This is a genomic window from Pectobacterium jejuense, assembly GCF_026800125.1.
GTDB classification, from domain to species: Bacteria; Pseudomonadota; Gammaproteobacteria; order Enterobacterales; family Enterobacteriaceae; genus Pectobacterium; species Pectobacterium jejuense.
Map to the genome: position 1 here is coordinate 382422 of NZ_JAPQKX010000001.1, position 20261 is coordinate 402682.

Sequence of the window (20261 nt, forward strand, 5' to 3'; positions counted from 1 at the left end):
CCAAGATTTTGCACAATTCTGGCTACCGAGTAGTCGCCCTGTGCGTTGTCACTGGCATGCGGCTGTCGCTCTTCTCTTTCATCCCGTCTCGTTTTGGAGTTCACTATGAGCCAACGTCTTGATTACTACAGCAAGTCTCCCGATGCTGCCAAGAAGTATCTGGAGTTCAATAACATTCTGCACAAGAAACCATTTCTGGCTGAAATAGGCCATCTGGTTACGCTGCGTGCCTCTCAGCTTAACGGCTGTGCATTTTGCGTTGATATGCACGTTAAAGAAGCCAAGATTAATGGGGAGCGCGAACTACGCCTGCATCATGTGTCTGTCTGGCGTGAATCACCGCTTTTCTCCCCGCGTGAACGTGCTGCGCTTGAGTGGACTGAAGTATTGACTCATCTTCCGCCGCACGGTGTGCCGGACGAGGTGTTTACGCGCGTTCGTGAACAGCTGTCAGAAGAAGATCTGGCTGACTTATCTTTCATGATTATCGCGATTAATGGCTGGAATCGTTTGGGCGTCGCGTTTCAGGTCGTTCCCGGCTCCGCAGATAAGCTGTACGGTCTGGAAAAAGCCAATCTGAGCTAATTAACGCCTGTGCTGTTCAAGCTCGACCAGAATCAGCGTGGCAAGCCGCTCTGGTTCTGCCATCGTGGCGCAGTTGGTGAAGCTGGCGAGTAGTGCGTTGTCACCGTTTCCTGATACAGCCCAACGTGATAGTGGCTGGACGGCAATCCCCTGAGCCAGCAAGCGGTCGGCAAGCAGCCGATCGCTTATGTTATCCGGCAGGCGTAACACTAAATGCATGCCGCCGGGCTGCGCGTCGATATGTATGCGGTTCCCCAAAATACCTTGTAGCGCAGCGATGGTGGCGGTGCGACGTTCTGCATAAAGGCGTCGTGTGCGCTGAATGTGTCGGGCAAAATGGCCTTCAGCGATGAAGCTGGCAACGATAGACTGCGTCATGGTTGGCGATGCGGAAGCGAAGAAAATGCGGCTGATGTGTTCAAAGGTGGCAATCTGCGCCAGCGGTACAACCAAATAAGCCAACCGAATCCCCGGAAATAACACCTTGCTGAAGGTGCCTGCATACAGCACCCGACCATTGCGATCCAGACTGGCTAGCGCGGGAAGTGGGCGACTGACGTAGCGATATTCCCCATCATAATCATCCTCTACTATCCAGGCATTCTGCTCGGTTGCCCATTGCAATAATGCCTGTCGCCGAGGAAGCGATAACGACATCGACAAGGGGCTTTGATGCGCGGGCGTGACAACGGCCATACTGGCATCATTCGCCAGCGCGATACCGCGCTCCACGTTGAGTCCTTCACGATCGACGGTGACCGGAACCGGACATAACCCAGACTGTGATAGCAACTGGCGAGTCGGCGGATAGCCGGGATCTTCAACCCAGATGCGCTGCCCGGATTTCAGCAAGGCCAGAACGGCGAGTTGTAAATTGGTGCGCCACCCAGAGGTGATGAATACCTGACTGGCGGTACAGTCAATGCCACGCGCTACTTGTAGATAAGAGGCGATAGTGTTTCTTAGTGCTGGCAAGCCATAAGGTACAGGGTAATCCCAATCCGGTAACTGCATGCTGCGAAGATAGCGTGCACCCAGTCGAGCCCAGAGTTTGCGCGGAAAGGCGTCAAAAGCGGGAACGCCCATTTGGAAAGGCAACAGTTGCGATGGACGCCACAGTATGTTCTGTTCATCGTCTGGCGCTGAGGGGGATACCGCCGCATCGGTAATGGACGTTGGCGCTAAGGGTAAATCGGGATTCACCAGCGTTCCTGCCTGCCCACGAGCTTGCAGATAACCTTCGGCAATCAGCAACGAGTACGCCTGTTCTATCGTTCCGCGTGCGACGCCGAGCTCTTTCGCCAGCATACGTGCGGAAGGCAGACGGTCACCCGGTGACAATAAGCCTGTGCTGATAGCCCGATGCACGCGCTCGTAAAGCTGACGATAGAGCGGCGTACTCTCCTGAAAGGAAAGGGGAGAAAATAGGGGAGAGTCAGGTTTCATATAGGGAATCCATGACAAGCAGGCTGTTGCCCCTGAAACTGTTGGCTCCCCGGAAAATGTTTTAAAAAACAAAAGCCCTTGCCATGAAGGGAAGGGCTGGGGAGGGAGTCACATCCTCATATATCGCTGTGATCAGCGATGAGCGAACCGGTTAGCGGCTGCGGAAGACAATGCGGCCTTTACTCAGGTCGTACGGGGTTAACTCTACAGTGACTTTGTCACCCGTCAGGATGCGGATATAGTTTTTACGCATTTTACCGGAGATATGAGCGGTAACCACGTGCCCGTTTTCCAATTCAACGCGGAACATGGTGTTGGGCAGCGTATCAAGCACGGTGCCTTGCATTTCAATATTGTCTTCTTTGGCCATCGAATCCTCTAGGTCTAACTACCTTTATTTTTTAACCGCAAGATAATGCCGAAAAACCGACATTATGTAAAGAAGCGTTCACGTTTGGGGCGTTATTTACCCGATTTCTCTATCAAAATGCGGGTTCTGCGAGCAGTTGTGGTAGCCAACAGCCGTTATCGACAGCAAGATCCTGCCACTGAGAAAGCTGTTGCAGAAAGCGATCGCGGGGTATTTCACTCACGCCCAGAGAAGCCGTATGGGCGTTAAGCACCTGACAATCGATCAGCTCACCACCGTGGCGAATAAAATGCTGTTGAAATGCCAGCAGCGCGTATTTTGACGCATTATCCGTGCGGCTGAACATCGACTCGCCACAAAACAGCCGTCCTTGCTCAATACCATATAACCCACCAACCAGTGCGCCATTCTGCCACACTTCGACAGAGTGCGCTTTTCCGGCCTGATGAAGTTGGCGATAAGCCGAGATAATGTCTGGCGTAATCCAGGTGCCGTCATGGTGCTCATGTGCACAGGCGTGAATGACATCATCAAAGGCCTGATTCAGCGTCGCGTGGAACGTATGGCGCTTCAGAAATTTTTTCATGCTGCGGCTGAGATGGAGTTCACCAGGAAACAGGACCGCGCGTGGATTTGGAGACCACCATAAGATCGGCTCACCGGGAGAGAACCAGGGGAAAATGCCCTGTCGGTAAGCTGCCTTTAGGCGGGCAACGGAGAGGTCGCCGCCAACGGCCAGCAGGCCGTTGGGGTCATCTAGCGCATGATTCGGATCAGGGAACTGAAGCGATTGAAGCGAAAGTTGGTATAGACGCATGTTTTTCAAACGTTATGTTTCAACAGAGTTTGCCCTAAACGTGTTGGCGGAACTGCCAATAACGACCTTGTTGTGCCATTAAGTCCTGATGGCTCCCCTGTTCGATCACTTTGCCATCATCCAGAATACAGATGCGATCCATTGATTCTAAACCATATAGCCGGTGAGTGATGACGATCAGCGTTTTATCGGCACAGTGCTGGCGGAGCAGTTGCAGAATACGCTTTTCGGTTTCTGCATCCAACCCTTCAGTCGGTTCATCCAATAGCACGAGCGGTGCGTCGTGCAATAAGGCGCGTGCTAATGCGATACGGCGCTGCTCGCCACCGGACAGCTGTCGACCGCCTTCGCCCAGCCAGGCATTCAGCCCTTCGTTTTCCAGCAGTTTTTCTAACCCAACCTGCTGTAATACCTCGGCCAGTTTTTCATCCCGTGCGGCTGATGCTGCTAGCAGCAGGTTATCACGCAGTGATGCGCTGAAAATATGCACGCGTTGTGGCACCACGCTCATCATGGCGCGGAGATCTTCTTCGCGCCAATCGGCAAGAGGATGCCCATTCAGCGTAATTTCTCCGTATTCACAATTCCATGCACGGGTCAGCAATTGCAATAGCGTCGATTTCCCGCATCCGGTACGCCCCAGCAGCGCCAGATGCTCACCCGGTTGAATGGAAAGCGTAATATTCTGCAATACGGGTTGTGGCTGGCCGGGATACGTGAAACCGACATGTGAGACATCAAGTGACGCCTCGCGCGACGTTTCTGGCCCATGCTCTGGGAACGTGACGTCAACGGGCTGGCGAATGATTTGATCGACCCGAGCGGCAGAGGCAATCACTTGCCCCATATGCTGGAAGGCCACCGTAACGGGAGCCAGTGCTTCAAAAGCAGCAAGTGAGGCGAACACGAATAGCGCAATCAACGCGCCGGGCTGTGGATTACCGCCAACGCCATCCGCTGCCAGCCACAGAATCAAAGTAACGGTCAGTCCGCTGCATAAAATCATCACTGCCTGAGACAAGCCGGTAAGATTGGCCTGCTGACGCTGGCGGCGCAGCCAGTTAATTTCCACCAGCGCCAGCTGTTGACGGACGCGACTGAGTGCGCCGAAGACGGTGAGTTCCGCCTGACCTTGCAGCCAGGTCGTTAACTGCAGGCGGTATTGTGCACGCAGCGCGGTCAAATCCTGTCCGATGCCGTTTCCCGCCCTATAGAAAACAATCGGCAGGCACAGCAACAGTGTCAGCATAATGGCACCCAGCGTCAGAGCCAGTGAGGCATCAATGAAACTCAGGCCATAGCAAACGATAAGAATGACGGCAAAAGCGCTGACGATGGGGGAAATCACGCGGAGATAGAGGTGGTCGAGCGTATCAACGTCCGCTACGAGCCGGTTTAGCAGTTCAGCCTGACGAAATTGCGCCAGTCCTCCCGGAGAGAGCGGCAGAATGCGAGAAAAGGTGAAAACACGTAAGCGCAGCAAAACGCGGAAGGTGGCATCGTGGCTGACGACTCTTTCCCCGTAGCGTCCGGCCGTACGTGCAATCGCTGCGCCCCGCACGCCAGCGGCGGGCAGCATATAGTTAAAGGTGAGCAGCCCGACGATCCCTGCCAGCGCGGCACCCGCCAGAAACCAGCCGGATAGCGCGAGTAGACCAATGCTGGCCAGCAGCGTAGCAATGGCCAATACCACGCCCAGACTCAAATACCAGAAGTGCTGACGATAAAGTGCCAGAAACGGTTTTAATACCTGCATCGTTTTCATCTGAGCCATTACAGCGCCTCCTGTCGTTGTGCCAGCAGCGTTGCGAAGGGACCCGCTTCGGCTCGGAGTGTTTGGTAGTCACCCTGTTGAACTAACCGACCGCCGTCCATGACCCAGATCGTGTCATACTCGGCGATCTCGGTGAGCTGATGCGTGACCAGCAGCGTGGTCTGCGAACGCGCCGCGTCGTTCAGCGCCGTCATAACTAGCTCCTCGCTATGAGCATCCAGGCTGGCTGAAGGTTCATCCAGCAGCAGTAAGTTGCAAGGGTGAATGAGCGCGCGGGCAACGGCAACGCGCTGTGCCTGTCCGACGGAGAGGCGTGCCGCACCGTCACCGACGGTCGTTTCCAGCCCTTGCGGAAGTTGCGGTAAAAATTCCTGTACATACGCGCGCTCAATCGCACACTGCAATTCCAAGGGGCTGGCCTGCGGATTACCCAGCAGAATATTGCTGCGTAGCGTCTGTTCCGGCAAGTGGGGATTTTGTCCGACCCAACTTAACTGCTTACGCCATGATTCAGGCGTCAGCGTGTTTAATGCCTGACCGTTGACGGTGAGTGAACCGCGGTAGGGCAGGAATCCCAGCAGTACATTAAGCAGTGAGCTTTTTCCTGCTCCGCTGAGGCCGACTAGTGCGATACGTTCACCTGCGCGAATATCGAACGTCAACGGTTGGGTCAGCGGTGTGCCATTCGGCGCGAGGACAACCAGATCTTCCGCTCGGATGGCAATGGCGGTATTGCTGCTGAATTCGTGTGTGCCAAAGCCGACTGTTTCGCCTTCCTCTGACAAAAACGTCACCAGCGATTCCGCTGCCCCGATAGCCTGAGCCTTGGCATGATAGAAGGTGCCTAGATCGCGTAAAGGCTGAAAGAATTCTGGAGCCAGAATCAATACGAGAAAGCCAGCGAAGAGCGTCACCCCCATGCCGTAATGACCAAAATCCAGTTCCCCGAGATAAGAGAAACCGAAATAAACGGCGACAACGGCAATCGAAATAGAGGCGAAAAACTCCAGTACGCCCGAAGAGAGAAACGCCATGCGTAGCACTTCCATCGTACGACTACGGAAATCTTCGGAAGCATGACGGATTTGTTCGGTTTCAGCTTTGCCACGGTGGAACAGGCGTAGCGTCTCCATCCCGCGCAGGCGATCGAGGAAGTGCCCACTCAGGCGTGCCAGCGCCAGAAAGTTACGTCGGTTGGCATCCGCAGCGCCCATGCCAACCAGCGCCATAAAAAGCGGGATGAGCGGGGCAGTGAGAAACAGAATCAGGCCCGCAGCCCAGTTGAGCGGGAAAATCGTGATTAAGATAAGCAGAGGAATCAGCGCGGCAAGATACATCTGCGGCAGGTAGCGGGCGTAATAATCCTGCATATCATCAACCTGCTCAAGAATCATTGTTGCCCAACTGCCAGCGGGTTTGCCCTGTACCCAGGCAGGGCCAAGCTGTTGCAATCGATCCAGTACCAGCTTACGAATTTGCTGTCGCACGGCTTGTCCACAAAGAAAGCCAACACGCTCGCGTAACACACTGTTGAGTGCGCGCAGAATAAATGTGGCAATCAGCAGAAGGAAAGGGGAGAGCAACGATTCGCGCGTGGCATGCTCGATGATCAAGGCGTGAAGCAGCGTAGCTAACAGCCAGGCTTGTGCCACGATTAACGCGCCGCTCAGGAACCCAAGCAGGAGTGAAATCCGTAGCCAACGTTGCGCCAGCTTACTCTGTTGTTTCAGCCAGGCGGTCAGTTCTTGCTGTCTGGTTTTTTTCATCAGGCACCAGTTCGTTGTATTGCAGAAATGGACTTAACAGAAAATAACTCTCATGTAACTGTTAGTTAACAAAATTATCTTCTATCACGCAGAATGACGCCATGTTACCGCGACAGGGGCGCGCTGCAAACGAAAAGGAGAGGGGAAATGGGGGAGGCGATCAATTTTGTGTTGCGGAAGGTAAGCCAGACGTAAAGAAAACGGAACGGCTGTCGCCGCTCCGTTATCAGCAACGTATTACTTGTTGACGGTCAGCCCGTCAAGGTAACGCTCAGCATCCAGTGCTGCCATACAGCCGGTACCTGCGGAGGTAATGGCCTGACGGTAGATGTGATCCATGACGTCACCTGCGGCAAAAACGCCAGGAATGCTGGTTTGTGTCGCGTTGCCATGAATACCGGACTGCACTTTGATATAACCGTTTTCCAGTTCCAACTGACCGCCAAATACGGCGGTGTTCGGACTGTGGCCGATAGCGATAAACACGCCAGCCAGCTCCAGTTCTTCTGCTGCGTCGCTCTGCGTATCGCGGATGCGGACACCGGTTACACCCATGTCATCGCCCAACACTTCGTCCAGCGTACGATTGGTATGCAGGATGATGTTGCCGTTTTTAACTTTGTCCATCAGGCGGTCGATCAGAATTTTCTCAGAACGGAACGTCTCGCGACGGTGGATCAAATGCACTTCCGCCGCAATGTTAGACAAATACAAGGCTTCTTCTACTGCGGTATTCCCGCCGCCAACGACGGCGACTTTCTGGTTACGGTAGAAGAAACCGTCACAAGTTGCGCAGGCAGAAACCCCTTTGCCTTTAAATGCCTCTTCAGAAGGCAGGCCGAGATAACGAGCCGATGCCCCCGTGGCAATGATCAGCGCGTCACAGGTGTACTCGGCGCTATCGCCGAATAAACGGAAGGGACGGTTCTGCAAATCAACACGTTCAATATGATCGAAGATCACTTCGGTATTGAATTTGGTCGCGTGTGCGTGCATACGCTCCATTAACAGCGGGCCAGTTAAATCATCGGCATCACCCGGCCAATTTTCGACTTCGGTCGTGGTTGTCAGCTGACCGCCTTTTTCCATACCCGTGATTAATACTGGCTGTAAATTCGCCCGTGCAGCATAAACAGCGGCAGTGTAGCCAGCCGGGCCTGAACCCAGAATCAATAACTTGTGATGTTTAACAGTACCCATGCTTTCCTCATTTCATGACGGCGGATAATGCTCATATGAACGGTCTCTACAACAAACCTGCTTCCTTACTACGAACAGTCTCTACCACGGACAATGCGAACGATTGTAAGGAAATTACAAGAGTAAAAAAAGTATGCAGAAAAGTTGCTGGCTATTTGTTTAATCGTTAATGACGATGAGGATGACAAATCGCTGAAAAATCAGCCACATTCATAAGTAAAATGATTGAAGTCACCTCGGAGAATGGCTCTGGCTTATCCAATCTGGCAGTTTCTTCTGATTTTCGTTGTTTTGCTTTGACAATCGGCTGTGCATTTGCGAAAACATCTGGGTAAGAGGAAATTTTTTGTATGTGAACAGTTAAAAGCTCGGCTTTTTATTCGTTTTTGCGCAGGTAGTAGGCCTTTGGGCCACGGATATGACGTGATGGTCTTTTCGCGGGTGAGCAATACGTGGGGCGAGAACGAGAAGTTAATGACTGTTGATATACAAAATGGGCAGCGTGTCTTCTTTAAGGGTAACTCTGATACATGAGGTCTATCGGGGTAAAGCGGGTGCAGGGAAAAGTGAAGAGAGACAATAATAATGGTAGACACTAAAAAACGACCAGGCAAAGATCTCGATCGTATTGATCGTAACATCCTGAACGAATTGCAAAAAGATGGACGTATTTCCAATGTCGAGCTTTCCAAACGTGTTGGGCTGTCGCCAACGCCTTGTCTGGAACGTGTACGTCGTCTGGAAAGACAGGGTTTCATTAACGGTTATACAGCGCTGCTAAACCCGCATTATCTGGATGCGTCACTGCTGGTTTTTGTTGAGATAACGCTAAACCGCGGCGCGCCTGATGTATTTGAACAGTTCAATGCTGCGGTGCAGAAGCTGGAAGAAATTCAGGAATGTCATCTGGTTTCCGGTGATTTTGACTACCTGTTGAAAACGCGTGTGCCAGACATGTCCGCTTACCGTAAGCTCCTGGGCGAAACGCTGCTGCGTTTGCCGGGCGTAAACGACACCCGTACCTACGTGGTAATGGAAGAAGTGAAGCAAAGCAACCGTCTGGTCATTAAGACGCGATAAACGTGTGGGTGCAAAACCCGATAAATTCAGCTACACTCCTGTGAATTTATACAGTCCCAGCGCCGGGTTTTCTCGGCGCTTTGTCATAAACCTTACAGGCCCCTGGAGAGACTCTTGAGCCAGGAATATACAGAAGATAAAGACGTTACCCTGAAAAAGCTCAGTGGAACACGTCGTTTGCTTGAAGCGATTTTAATCGTTGTGGCACTTTTTGCGGTTTATCTTAGTGTCGCACTACTCAGTTTCAGCCCCTCCGACCCCAGTTGGTCACAGACTGCATGGCATGAACCTATTCACAACCTTGGTGGTGTAGCAGGTGCATGGCTGGCGGATACGCTGTTCTTCATTTTTGGTGTGCTGGCCTATGCCATTCCGCCGATTATGTTATCTCTGTGCTGGGCGGCTTTCCGCCAGCGTGATAACAACCAGACGATAGACTACTTTACCTTTTCACTTCGCCTGATTGGGACATTGGCGCTGATCCTGACCTCTTGCGGTTTGGCTGCGTTGAATATTGACGATCTCTACTATTTTGCTTCCGGTGGTGTTTTGGGAAGCCTGTTGAGCAGCTCAATGATCCCGCGCTTCAACAGCATGGGCGCAACGCTGATTCTGCTGTGCGTGTGGGGGGCAGGGTTAACGCTGTTTACCGGCTGGTCATGGTTAACGATCGCTGAAAAAATTGGTGCGGGTGTCTTGGGTTGTTTGACGTTTATGTCAAACCGTTCGCGCCGCGATGAGGACTACCGTGAAGAACACGATCGTGAAGACGATGAGCGTGATGCGCTTAATCTGCGCCACGATGAGGCGTCGGGTGAGGCAGTAACACAACAGCGTGATGACGATGACGTTCTGTTTTCTGCGCCTTCCGTGGCTGATGCGTTAAACGACACGGCGGCAGACAATACGATAGAAGCGTCATCACCGCTCGCTGAGAACGCACCGACAGTGACACAAACGGCTCTCTCCGCTGAAACGCCAGTGGCAGGGTCAACATTGTCTGATGTGGCAGCGTCTGATTCAGCATTACCAGGATCAGCATTATCCGGCTCATCGGCTGGCATTGTGCCGCCTGTTACTCCCTCTGCGATTGATTCGACGCCGTCGCTAAATCCGCCGCTGTATTCGTTTGAAGTCCCTGAAACTCCAGCGACAATGCCAGAGATCGCAAGCTCGCCTGACCTCCATAGCAGTGCGTATGCACCTTACGGCAATAGTTACGGAGAGAGTGCCGTACCGCCAATTGTCACAGCACCGGTGGTTCAACCGTTTGCTGAGCCGCCACAACCTGCACGCGATACAGGTTTCGACGAGAATAACACCTTTATGCCGGCGTTCAGTGCCGATGGGGATGATAACCCGCAGATTAAACGCGGCGTAGGGCCTGAACTGCCGCGCCCTAATCCAGTACGTATCCCTACTCGCCGCGAGCTGGCGTCATACGGAATCAAATTGCCGTCGCAGCGGCTGGCTGAAGAGCAAGCCCGGCTGCAGGCGCAGAACGGTAGCGAAGAAGCGGAAGTGGCGAATGACGTGTATCAGGAAGAGACACCGGATGATATCGCCCAGCAGGAAGCCGCATTGCAGCAAGCGTATCTGGATCAGCAACGCCAGCGTTACGGTGATGAATACCCGTTACAGGAAGACGATGAAGACGCACTTCTGCAAGCGCAGCTAGCCAGAGATTTTGCGGCACAGCAGCAGTCACGTTATGATGACAGCGCATCGCAGCGCGCTGAGGAAATCCCTGCTCCGATAGCACCGCCTGTGGTCAGTGCGCCCGTTCAGCCAAATCCTGTTACATCGCATAACGCTTTTTCATTCTCGCCGTTTAGTGCGGAGAATGAACGCGAGCCTGAGTCGCATACGTTCAGTGAATCCACCTATTCGCAGCCGTCCTACCGTGTTGAACCCGAGCTTCCGCCGATGCATGCTGGTGAAGATGAGAACGACGAGGATGAGCACAACCCGTTGACGTTTAGTCAGCCAGCGCAACCAACGTCAGCGCCTGTTGAGGTCGCAAAACAGGAAACTGCGGCAACACCAACGCATCATCCGGCAATGGATGGCTTGATTCACCCGTTCTTGATGCGTAATGAACAACCGCTGCAGAAGCCAACTACGCCGCTGCCAACGTTGGATTTGTTGACCCCACCGCCGGCTAGCGAAGCGCCTGTTGATAATTTTGCACTGGAACAGACGGCGCGATTGATTGAAGCGCGCCTGGCTGATTTCCGGGTAAAAGCCGATGTGGTCGATCACTCCCCTGGGCCGGTGATCACACGATTTGAATTGGATCTGGCTCCGGGTGTTAAAGCCGCACGTATCTCGAACCTGTCGCGCGATTTGGCACGTTCACTGTCGGTTGTTGCGGTGCGTATTGTTGAAGTTATCCCCGGCCGACCGTACGTCGGGTTGGAGTTACCGAATGCGCATCGCCAGACAGTTTATCTGCGAGAAGTGCTGGACTGCGATCAGTTCCGTGATAATCCATCGCCGCTGTCGATTGTGCTGGGTAAAGATATTGCGGGCGAACCTGTCGTTGCCGATTTAGCGAAAATGCCACACCTGCTGGTTGCGGGTACGACCGGGTCGGGTAAATCGGTCGGCGTCAACGCCATGATCATCAGTATGTTGTATAAAGCCACGCCGGAAGACGTACGCTTTATCATGATCGACCCGAAAATGCTGGAGCTCTCGGTGTACGAAGGCATTCCGCATTTGTTGACGGAAGTCGTGACCGACATGAAAGATGCGGCCAATGCGTTGCGCTGGTGTGTCGGTGAAATGGAACGTCGTTACAAACTGATGTCGGCGCTTGGCGTACGTAATCTGGCGGGATACAACGAACGGGTGATGACGGCAAATGCGATGGGCCGTCCGATCCCCGATCCGTTCTGGAAGCCGGGTGACAGCATGGATATGACGCCACCAGTGCTGGAAAAGCTGCCGTATATTGTGGTTATGGTCGATGAGTTTGCTGACCTGATGATGGCGGTGGGTAAGAAGGTTGAAGAATTGATTGCCCGACTGGCACAAAAAGCGCGTGCGGCGGGGATTCACTTGGTGCTGGCGACGCAGCGTCCTTCGGTTGATGTCATCACCGGATTGATCAAGGCGAACATTCCGACGCGTATCGCGTTTACCGTTTCCAGCAAGATCGACTCACGGACTATCCTCGATCAAGGTGGTGCAGAGTCGCTATTGGGGATGGGGGATATGCTGTATATGGCACCTAACTCCTCGATACCCGTCCGTGTTCATGGCGCTTTTGTGCGTGATGAGGAAGTTCACGCTGTTGTTCAGGACTGGAAAGCGCGTGGTCGCCCTCAATATATCGATAATATTGTCAGCGGTGGCGACGATGCTGAAGGCGGAAGCCTCGGTCTTGATGGCGATGAAGAACTCGATCCGCTGTTCGATCAGGCGGTAGAGTTTGTGGTCGATAAGCGTCGTGCATCAATCTCTGGCGTACAGCGTCAGTTCCGAATCGGTTATAACCGTGCTGCGCGAATCGTTGAGCAAATGGAGGCCCAGGGTATCGTCAGCTCTCCAGGGCACAACGGTAACCGTGAAGTATTGGCTCCGCCATCGATGGAATAAGCATGCTGTACTGATTGACGTCAATCCACTAAGGGCTGCTCGCGCAGCCCTTATGCAAAGAAGCGTAAAAGCGGCAATAAGCAGATAATTCACCTATCACCGTCCGAGTGGGTTCAGATAACATAGATCTATAGATACCGTAGCTTGACGAATAACACCGATCTGTAAAGAACATAGGCGCTATGAAAAGCGTCTGACTTCGATAGATGAAGGTTCGTTATATTAAGAAATTCAAAGGATTATGCGTATGAAAAAGTGGTTAGCTATCAGTTGCCTGATTGCCGGTGTTACCTCAACCGCTGTCTATGCGGACGCGGCAAAAGATTTGCAGGGTCGCCTCAATAAAGTAAACAGTTTCCACGCCAATTTTAGCCAGAAAGTCACCAGCGCTGACGGCGCAGCGGTGCAGGAAGGGGAAGGCGAACTGTGGTTGAAACGTCCAAACCTATTTAACTGGAAAACCACATCACCTGACGAAAGTACGTTGATTTCTGACGGCAAAACGCTTTGGTTCTACAATCCGTTTGTTGAACAAGTCACGGCAACCTGGCTGAAAGATGCGACAGGGAATACGCCGTTCATTCTGATTACGCGTAACGATGCCAGCGACTGGAATAAATACGATGTGCGCCAGAAAGGCGATGATTTTGAGCTTACGCCGAAGTCAGCGAGCGGCAATCTGAAGCAGTTTGCGATTAATGTGACGACAAGCGGCACAATCAAACAGTTTACCGCGACGGAACAAGATGGGCAGCGGAGCACTTATGTGCTGAAGAACCAGCAAAACGGCGCCGTTGATGCCGCGCAATTCACGTTCACACCGCCGAAAGGCGTCACGCTGGATGACCAGCGTCAGTGAGGCCAGAGTGAGCAACCTGTCACTTGATTTTTCCCATAATGAATTCCAACCGCTGGCCGCGCGCATGCGGCCAGCGACGTTGGCACAGTATATCGGCCAACAGCACCTGTTAGGGGCCGGTAAGCCTCTGCCACGAGCCATTGAGGCAGGGCAGTTGCACTCCATGATTCTCTGGGGGCCGCCAGGAACGGGAAAAACCACGCTGGCAGAACTGATTGGGCATTACGGGCAGGCCGATGTTGAACGTATTTCTGCCGTGACGTCCGGCATTAAAGAAATTCGCGAAGCGATTGAGCGTGCCCGACAAAATCGCAATGCGGGGCGCCGCACTATTTTGTTTGTCGATGAAGTCCATCGTTTCAACAAAAGTCAGCAGGATGCGTTTCTGCCACATATCGAAGATGGAACGATCACCTTCATTGGTGCGACAACGGAAAACCCCTCTTTCGAACTCAATTCCGCGTTGTTATCGCGCGCCCGCGTCTATTTGCTAAAAGCGCTGACGGCAGAAGATATCGAGCAGGTCTTGCAGCAGGCCATGAGCGACAGCGAGCGAGGATATGGCGGACAGAATATTGTTCTGCCTGACGAAACCGCTCGGATGCTTGCCGAACTGGTCAACGGCGATGCCAGACGTGCGCTGAATAGTCTGGAAATGATGGCCGACATGGCGGAAATCGACGCGCAGGGCATGCGTGTTCTGACGCCAGCACTCCTCAACGAAATCGCTGGCGAGCGCAGTGCCCGCTTTGATAACAAAGGGGACCGCTATTACGACCTGATTTCGGCGTTGCATAAATCGGTAAGAGGCTCCTCACCGGACGCGGCGCTTTATTGGTATGCCAGAATCATTACCGCCGGTGGCGATCCGCTGTATGTTGCCCGACGGCTGTTGGCTATCGCGTCGGAAGATGTCGGCAACGCCGATCCGCGTGCGATGCAGGTGGCTATCTCCGCCTGGGATTGCTTCACTCGTGTCGGCCCCGCAGAAGGGGAGCGCGCCATTGCTCAGGCGATTGTTTATCTGGCCTGTGCCCCTAAAAGTAACGCCGTCTATAGCGCGTTTAAAGCCGCGATGCAGGATGCACGCGAGAAGCCAGACTATGATGTTCCCGAGCATTTGCGCAATGCGCCTACCCGGTTGATGAAAGAAATGGGGCTCGGTGCAGAGTATCGGTACGCACACAACGAACCCAATGCCTATGCCGCTGGCGAGAGCTATTTTCCGCCGGAAATGGCCGATACACACTATTACGCGCCGACCTCACGCGGCCTTGAGGGCAAAATTGGTGAAAAGCTCGCCTGGCTTGCCACTCAGGATCAAAATAGCCCGACAAAACGCTACCGTTGAACTAAGCGTTGCGGTAAGGTTATTGCGGTATTTTCTGAAACCGGCCGCGTAGCGCGCCGTGTACGCCACTATTTCATTTGATAATCATAAGCACAGGATTAGCATGCTCGATCCCAATTTACTGCGCAATGAGCTAGACGCAGTCGCCGAAAAGTTACTGGCTCGCAGAGGCTTTAAGCTGGATGTTGAGACCCTGCGTAAGCAGGAAGAACGTCGTAAAGTATTGCAGGTAGAAACTGAAAACCTGCAGGCAGAGCGTAATTCCCGATCGAAAGAGATTGGTGCAGCGAAAGCACGCGGTGAAGATATCGAGCCTTTGCGTCGTGAAGTTAACACATTAGGCGAAAAACTGGATGCCGCAAAAGCCGAGCTGGACCAGTTGCAGAATGACATTCGCGATCTGGCGTTAACAATCCCGAACCTGCCGGACGACTCTGTGCCGCTTGGAAAGGATGACACGCAGAATCAGGAAGTAACTCGCTGGGGTGAGCCACGTAAGTACGATTTCCCCGTACGTGACCATGTTGAACTCGGAGAGATGGCTGCCGGGCTGGATTTTGCCGCTGCGGTGAAATTAACCGGTGCGCGTTTTGTCGTGATGAAAGGACAGATTGCCCGTCTGCATCGTGCGCTTGCCCAGTTCATGCTGGATTTGCACACACAGCAGCATGGCTATCAGGAAGCGTACGTCCCTTATCTGGTCAACCACGCCACGTTATACGGTACAGGCCAACTGCCTAAGTTTGGTGAAGACCTGTTCCATACCACTCCGCTGAGCGAAGAAGCGGAAAGCAGCAGCTATGCGCTGATTCCGACGGCTGAAGTTCCGCTGACCAACCTGGTGCGTGACGAGATTCTTGATGAAGAATCCTTACCGTTGAAAATGACTGCACACACGCCGTGCTTCCGTTCAGAAGCGGGCTCGTACGGTCGCGATACACGTGGGTTGATTCGTATGCACCAGTTTGACAAGGTTGAACTGGTACAAATCGTCCGCCCTGAAGATTCCATGCAGGCGCTGGAAGAGTTGACTACTCACGCCGAAACCGTGCTGCAACTGCTGAAATTACCTTATCGTAAGGTCTTGCTGTGTACGGGCGATATGGGCTTTGGCTCCACAAAAACTTACGATCTGGAAGTCTGGTTGCCGGCGCAGGACACGTACCGTGAAATCTCTTCTTGCTCAAATATGTGGGATTTCCAGGCGCGCCGTATGCAGGCTCGCTGCCGCAGTAAGTCCGATAAGAAGACTCGACTGGTTCACACATTGAACGGTTCTGGTCTGGCAGTCGGTCGTACACTGGTTGCTGTTCTGGAAAACTACCAGCAGGCTGATGGCCGTATTGAAGTTCCAGAAGTGTTGCGTCCGTATATGGGCGGACTGGAATTTATTGGCTAATTGCGGTTATCTGAATAAAGCGCCTAAGGGCGCTTTTTTTATGCCATAGCATCGGTAATATTTTTTCATCGTAAAAATAACTTATCAACTCGAGCGACTTAATTTTTCAGTTAAAAATGATTTAAAATCAGCGAAATAGCAGCGTCCTGTTTTTAAACGTGACGGCCTTCCTATGGACGTTGATGAATACTTTCAATCCATAATTTGGGAAAGGACTTTTAGCACTTTTTGCCCGGATTGACTTTTATATACGCAGTGGCATGATGCGCTCACTCTTCTCCGGTTGTTTGGTTATCCACTTCGCTATGTCTGCTTATTCCCGCCCAGTGCTGTTATTGCTCTGCGGACTTTTGCTGCTGACGGTTTGTATTGCGGTATTAAATACCCTGGTACCACTGTGGCTGAGTTATCAATCTCTTCCTGTCTGGCAGGTTGGCCTTGTTGGGTCATCCTACTTCGGCGGCAATTTGGTTGGCACGTTATTAGCCGGTAAGTTAATCAAACTTTATGGATTTAACCGTAGCTATTATTTCGCGGCTTTATTATTTGGTATCGCGATCGTTGGCCTCGGTATTTCTGGGGATATCGGTAGCTGGCTGTTCTGGCGCTTCCTTGCCGGTATCGGCTGTGCATTAATCTGGGTCGTGGTCGAAAGCGCTTTGTTATGTAGCGGAACACCGACGCAGAGAGGGCAACTACTGGCTGCCTATATGATTGCCTATTACCTCGGTAGCGTAGTTGGACAGCTCCTGCTTGGCATATTGCCGAGCGCATTGCTGAACGTGCTGCCGTGGATGGTAGCGTTAGTTATTTTGGCTGTATTACCGCTGCTGTTTACTCGTCTCCCTACGCCACCAGAGCAGCAAGAAAAGCATGTCAACATGTGGAAAATGCTGACGTACCGCAGTGCCCGTTTAGGTGTTCACGGCTGTATTATTTCCGGCGCAATTTTAGGATCGCTGTATGGTCTGATGCCGCTGTATCTCTCCCATCAGGGAATGAATGATGCGCAGGTCGGATACTGGATGGCGCTGCTGATCAGCTCCGGGATTATCGGGCAATGGCCTGTTGGACGTATGGCCGATCGTTATGGTCGATTGTTGGTTCTGCGGGTATTAGTCTTTGTGGTGATTATTGGCTGTATTGCTATGCTGAGCATTAGCCACTATGCCATGGCACCGTCGCTGTTCCTGCTGGGATGCGCAGGGTTTACGCTGTATCCCGTTGCCATGTCTTGGGCATGTGAAAAAGTGCGCCCTGACGAACTGGTCGCGATGAATCAGGCGTTGCTCCTCAGCTATACGCTTGGCAGTCTTTGCGGACCAAGCGTTGCTGCGGTATTGATGCAGAGCTACTCCGATCGCTTGCTGTTTGTCCTAATCGCTGTTGTCGCCATGATCTACCTGATGATGTTGCTCAGAAAGGCCGATCACCACCCAACGCCATTAGCTGCTGCTTGAGCTAACGACATCGAGGCTGGCCAGCGAACTTTGTCCAGCTTCCACCATGTTATTCCACAGCGCTTCGGCCACTGGGCTAAGGCGCTGTTTCGCGTTTCGCACCAGATAAAATATGCTGGTGAGCTTTAAACGGTCTGGAGCGACTGCAGCAAGCTTTCCTTTTTCAACCCAGGCGTTGGCATAATGATCGGGAAGAAAGCCAATATGCGTTCCTGCCAGCAGAAGCAGTAGGCTTCCCTCAAGATGCCAGGCTGTTTGATGGAAACCTTGCTTTGATACAGGGCCTAGCTGTTTAGATATTTCGTTGAAGGCATGTCCACCGATTAGCAGTCGACGAGGATTTAATTCACCACTGAGCCATTCACGCTCTATAATTTCAGCATTTTCTGCTAGTGAATAAAAGTAACTGTGTTCAACGAATACAGGCTCATAAAAAATGTCTGAGGGAATATCATCGGGCAGGGCACTGAGAACGATGTCGAGATGTCCGTTTTTTAACCGCTCCATGAGTGGAAGGTATTCCATAATTTCAAGTTCGACATTAACTTCTGGGCTTTGGGCATAAAGCTGAGTTATCGCCTGAGATACAACATTATTGGGGTGGGTTGCAATGTTATCCAGACAGCCTAATTTGACTTTACCTATCAGTTGGTGCTTGATACGGGCTAGCCTGTTCGCAAAGTCATCAAGTGTGGAAATGACAGATTTTGCCTCCTGATAGACGACCTCACCTTCGGTTGTTAAGGCAAAACCACCACGGCCACGTTCGCACAAGACAAGCCCGAGCGTATCCTCGAGGCGAGACAGGTAGTGACTGAGTACAGGTTGGCTTAAGCCTGTTGCGGCTTGTGCGTTGGTAATTCCTTGTTTTTCAACGATTTTACAAAAAAGCTTTAACCAGCGGATCTCCAGTTTATCTAAGCGCATAGCATGTCCTTCGCATACATTACATATCTGAATGTTAACATCAAAATATATCTGTATTAATCGATATGAAACCCATTTATCTTGTTGTCACGCCACATCACTGATGTGGTTGCCACGAAAAGTGTGGTTTTATGCGTCACATCAGGGTCTCTCATAAGCACAATGGTGTTGTTAGCTTGCTGACGGCACCATTGTTCTATACGCCGCCAGGCAACCTCTATAAAATATCACAACGATACAATAATTATTTGCTGCTTATTTAATGGAGGAAATATGTCTCAAGGGAAAGCTGTACCTGAAAAAGAACAACAGGAGCGGCAAATCTATGATTACGAATACGAAAAAGTTCCTGTCGAAGCAAGGAAAAGTTGGTATGTCACTGCCTTAATATGGCTGGCCGTAGGGATCGACATTTCTGGTTTGTTTCTCGGATCTTTTCTAAGTAGCGGATTACCGTTTTCTCAGGCTGTCAGCGCCACACTTATTGGCTCCGCCTTACTGGGTATTCTTGCCGCATTATGTGCGAATGTTGGTTATGGCTGTGGGCTGTCAACAACGCTACTGAGTATCTCTGTTTTTGGGCGACTAGGTGGAAAAGTGATCGGCGTATTCTCCGCTGTTTCACTGGTTGGATGGTTTGCCTTTCAACTCGATTTCTTTGGCGTGATGCTGCAAAAAGCATTATTACATTATCAATTTGAACCTGGACGTTTTTTTATCCTGCTTTTCGGCATGATATTAATGGCACTGACGGCCATTTGGGGCGTTAGGGCGTTAGGGAAGTTAAGCGTATTAAGTGTCCCGCTAATGCTTATACTCATCGTTTCAGGAATATATCTCGCCGCTAACGGCCATTCTTCTCCTGCTGAAGTTGTCATTAAAAATCCGATAAGTTTAGGAAGCGCTATTTCTTACGTTGTTTCTATCTGGATAGTGGCGGCCAGTATCGTATCACCTGATATCGCTCGTTATTCCAGAACGCGTAAAGATGCCATATTAGGCTCAGGCTTGGGATTCTTATTGGGAAACAGCGCAACGATTCTTGTCGCACTCGTATTGACTCATATGGTTGGTAGCGACGATTTAGTTGAAATATTTTTTAGCATTGGACTCGGTATTTCAGCGATTGTGATTTTAATTTTCGCTCAATGGACGACGAATAGCTCTAATCTAATTTCCGCCTCATTAGGTTTATCTGTTGTTATCAGAGTAATATCTCGGCCAAGACTAGTTGTGTTGATGGCATTTGCGGGTCTGTTTCTGGCCTATTACGGGATGATTAATAACTTCACCCAGTTTCTCTCGTTACTCGGTGTTCTGATTTCCCCTATTGCAGGGGTTTACCTTGCTGAATATTACTTTTTTGATTCCTCGCGCCTAAAGCAGGATGCATCACAACCACCTTTACTGAATATTTGTGCCTCTATCGCATGGTTATGTGGCAGTTTTGTAAGCTTATTAACCGCTACAGATTTCTTTGATTTGTTTACGATCACATCCGTTTCTACATTGGATGGCATAATAATCAGCCTGGTGATGTATATCGCTATGCGGAAAATGTTCCCGCAGTTGGCAGAGTCTGCCCATTCGTTCTCTAAATCCTAGGTTGCTCAGTGGTTATTGG

15 protein-coding genes are annotated in these 20261 nt (G+C 51.7%); 8 read left to right on the top strand and 7 right to left on the bottom strand.

The annotated features are described in order from the left end of the window. Window positions 1-105: 105 nt before the first annotated feature. Window positions 106-585: a carboxymuconolactone decarboxylase family protein gene (locus tag NXT09_RS01770; RefSeq protein WP_268578633.1), complete on the top strand. Its 480-nt coding sequence runs from the start codon at window positions 106-108 to the stop codon at window positions 583-585. Here NXT09_RS01770 and pdxR read toward each other — a convergent pair whose 3' ends face one another. The 6 genes from pdxR to trxB all read right to left on the bottom strand — a co-directional run bounded on the left by pdxR (window position 586) and on the right by trxB (window position 7958). After that, the gene (gene pdxR, locus NXT09_RS01775; protein ID WP_268578634.1) at window positions 586-2031 is read right to left on the bottom strand and encodes a MocR-like pyridoxine biosynthesis transcription factor PdxR; all 1446 of its coding nucleotides are present in this window, start codon (window positions 2029-2031) and stop codon (window positions 586-588) included. A gap of 151 nt (window positions 2032-2182) precedes the next feature. Then, window positions 2183-2401 (bottom strand): translation initiation factor IF-1, encoded by a 219-nt coding sequence (gene infA / locus NXT09_RS01780; protein WP_002211347.1) that lies wholly within the window; start codon window positions 2399-2401, stop codon window positions 2183-2185. A gap of 112 nt (window positions 2402-2513) precedes the next feature. Then, window positions 2514-3218: a leucyl/phenylalanyl-tRNA--protein transferase gene (gene aat, locus NXT09_RS01785; protein WP_240585130.1), complete on the bottom strand. Its 705-nt coding sequence runs from the start codon at window positions 3216-3218 to the stop codon at window positions 2514-2516. A gap of 34 nt (window positions 3219-3252) precedes the next feature. Then, complete coding sequence (gene cydC / locus NXT09_RS01790) at window positions 3253-4992, bottom strand: heme ABC transporter ATP-binding protein/permease CydC (RefSeq protein ID WP_268578635.1); 1740 nt, start codon at window positions 4990-4992, stop codon at window positions 3253-3255. Next, the gene (gene cydD, locus NXT09_RS01795) at window positions 4992-6758 is read right to left on the bottom strand and encodes a heme ABC transporter permease/ATP-binding protein CydD (RefSeq protein WP_268578636.1); all 1767 of its coding nucleotides are present in this window, start codon (window positions 6756-6758) and stop codon (window positions 4992-4994) included. Before cydD ends, cydC begins: the two co-directional genes overlap by 1 nt. A gap of 237 nt (window positions 6759-6995) precedes the next feature. After that, a complete protein-coding gene (gene trxB, locus NXT09_RS01800) occupies window positions 6996-7958 on the bottom strand; it encodes a thioredoxin-disulfide reductase (protein ID WP_039315633.1) in 963 nt (320 codons plus the stop codon). A 585-nt stretch (window positions 7959-8543) separates the two neighbouring features. Between trxB and lrp the strand changes: the two genes are divergently transcribed. From lrp to NXT09_RS01830, 6 genes are all read left to right on the top strand, one after another. Continuing rightward, entirely contained in the window at window positions 8544-9038 is a 495-nt protein-coding gene (gene lrp / locus NXT09_RS01805; protein ID WP_010277211.1) for a leucine-responsive transcriptional regulator Lrp, read from the top strand. Window positions 9039-9152: 114 nt separating this feature from the next. Then, window positions 9153-12641, top strand: a complete 3489-nt coding sequence (locus tag NXT09_RS01810) for a DNA translocase FtsK 4TM domain-containing protein (RefSeq protein WP_268578637.1) — start codon at window positions 9153-9155, stop codon at window positions 12639-12641. A 247-nt stretch (window positions 12642-12888) separates the two neighbouring features. Further along, window positions 12889-13500 carry an outer membrane lipoprotein periplasmic chaperone LolA gene (lolA, locus tag NXT09_RS01815; protein WP_010277204.1) on the top strand — a complete coding sequence of 204 codons (612 nt, stop codon included), beginning with the start codon at window positions 12889-12891 and terminating at the stop codon, window positions 13498-13500. A 7-nt stretch (window positions 13501-13507) separates the two neighbouring features. Further along, window positions 13508-14851, top strand: coding sequence for a replication-associated recombination protein A (locus NXT09_RS01820; RefSeq protein ID WP_268578888.1), 1344 nt, complete (start codon window positions 13508-13510; stop codon window positions 14849-14851). Window positions 14852-14954: 103 nt separating this feature from the next. Further along, the gene (serS, locus tag NXT09_RS01825; protein WP_039357860.1) at window positions 14955-16250 is read left to right on the top strand and encodes a serine--tRNA ligase; all 1296 of its coding nucleotides are present in this window, start codon (window positions 14955-14957) and stop codon (window positions 16248-16250) included. Window positions 16251-16555: 305 nt separating this feature from the next. Further along, entirely contained in the window at window positions 16556-17710 is a 1155-nt protein-coding gene (locus NXT09_RS01830; protein WP_039286987.1) for an MFS transporter, read from the top strand. Here NXT09_RS01830 and NXT09_RS01835 read toward each other — a convergent pair. After that, a complete protein-coding gene (locus NXT09_RS01835) occupies window positions 17696-18637 on the bottom strand; it encodes a LysR family transcriptional regulator (RefSeq protein ID WP_205550838.1) in 942 nt (313 codons plus the stop codon). The two genes, NXT09_RS01830 and NXT09_RS01835, sit on opposite strands and share 15 nt — an antisense overlap. Window positions 18638-18910: 273 nt before the next feature. Between NXT09_RS01835 and NXT09_RS01840 the strand changes: the two genes are divergently transcribed. Continuing rightward, window positions 18911-20242, top strand: coding sequence for a cytosine permease (locus NXT09_RS01840; protein WP_268578638.1), 1332 nt, complete (start codon window positions 18911-18913; stop codon window positions 20240-20242). Window positions 20243-20261: the final 19 nt, after the last annotated feature.

What these genes read in the sequence shown, in the direction of transcription:
- lrp (WP_010277211.1), top strand. Translation starts at nt 8,544, where the DNA reads ATGGTAGACACTAAAAAACGACCAGGCAAAGATCTCGATCGTATTGAT.
- trxB (WP_039315633.1), bottom strand. Translation starts at nt 7,958, where the DNA reads ATGGGTACTGTTAAACATCACAAGTTATTGATTCTGGGTTCAGGCCCG.
- aat (WP_240585130.1), bottom strand. Translation starts at nt 3,218, where the DNA reads ATGCGTCTATACCAACTTTCGCTTCAATCGCTTCAGTTCCCTGATCCG.
- NXT09_RS01840 (WP_268578638.1), top strand. Translation starts at nt 18,911, where the DNA reads ATGTCTCAAGGGAAAGCTGTACCTGAAAAAGAACAACAGGAGCGGCAA.
- lolA (WP_010277204.1), top strand. Translation starts at nt 12,889, where the DNA reads ATGAAAAAGTGGTTAGCTATCAGTTGCCTGATTGCCGGTGTTACCTCA.
- NXT09_RS01770 (WP_268578633.1), top strand. Translation starts at nt 106, where the DNA reads ATGAGCCAACGTCTTGATTACTACAGCAAGTCTCCCGATGCTGCCAAG.
- cydD (WP_268578636.1), bottom strand. Translation starts at nt 6,758, where the DNA reads ATGAAAAAAACCAGACAGCAAGAACTGACCGCCTGGCTGAAACAACAG.
- pdxR (WP_268578634.1), bottom strand. Translation starts at nt 2,031, where the DNA reads ATGAAACCTGACTCTCCCCTATTTTCTCCCCTTTCCTTTCAGGAGAGT.
- infA (WP_002211347.1), bottom strand. Translation starts at nt 2,401, where the DNA reads ATGGCCAAAGAAGACAATATTGAAATGCAAGGCACCGTGCTTGATACG.
- NXT09_RS01830 (WP_039286987.1), top strand. Translation starts at nt 16,556, where the DNA reads ATGTCTGCTTATTCCCGCCCAGTGCTGTTATTGCTCTGCGGACTTTTG.
- NXT09_RS01835 (WP_205550838.1), bottom strand. Translation starts at nt 18,637, where the DNA reads ATGCGCTTAGATAAACTGGAGATCCGCTGGTTAAAGCTTTTTTGTAAA.
- serS (WP_039357860.1), top strand. Translation starts at nt 14,955, where the DNA reads ATGCTCGATCCCAATTTACTGCGCAATGAGCTAGACGCAGTCGCCGAA.
- cydC (WP_268578635.1), bottom strand. Translation starts at nt 4,992, where the DNA reads ATGGCTCAGATGAAAACGATGCAGGTATTAAAACCGTTTCTGGCACTT.